The organism is Gilvimarinus gilvus, assembly GCF_030518155.1.
Classification (GTDB): Bacteria; Pseudomonadota; Gammaproteobacteria; order Pseudomonadales; family Cellvibrionaceae; genus Gilvimarinus; species Gilvimarinus gilvus.
The window spans coordinates 1-443 of the sequence record NZ_JAULRU010000384.1; the positions used below are offsets into that span (position 1 = coordinate 1).

The 443-nt window shown below is 54.0% G+C and carries 1 protein-coding gene; it reads right to left on the bottom strand.

Annotated features, from left to right (window positions below; translation table 11 throughout):
• On the bottom strand, window positions 1-237 hold a 237-nt coding region (locus QWI17_RS06685), incomplete at its 3' end, for a hypothetical protein (RefSeq protein ID WP_302721754.1).
• Window positions 238-443: the final 206 nt, after the last annotated feature.

Here is a 443-nt window from a genome sequence, read left to right on the forward strand (position 1 = left end):
CAGCAGGACAGCACAAGGCCAGCGGCGAGCGCCAGGGGGCGTTTGAGCAGGGGGGGTTCTCCGGTTCAGTGGCGGGGAAAAGCGGCTGCAAGTCGCAAGTCGCAAGCTGCAAGCTGCAAGCTGCAAGCTGCAAGCTGCAAGCTGCAAGCTGCAAGCAAAAGCAAAAGCAAAAGCAAAAGCAAAAGCAAAAGCAAAAGCAAAAGCAAAAGCAAAAGCAAAAGCAAAAGCAGCCTGCATGTGGCTTTTGCTTTTGCTTTTGCTTGAAGCTTGAAGCTTGAAGCTTGAAGCTGGCCCAAGGAATTATAAGAGGCACAGGCGCAAAGGCCAGCTTTGCTACAATCGCGCAACAAATTGACCTGCTGAGGTACGTATGAGCGAGCCGATTCGCCTGACCCAGTACAGCCACGGTGCCGGCTGTGGCTGCAAGATTTCCCCCAAGGTGC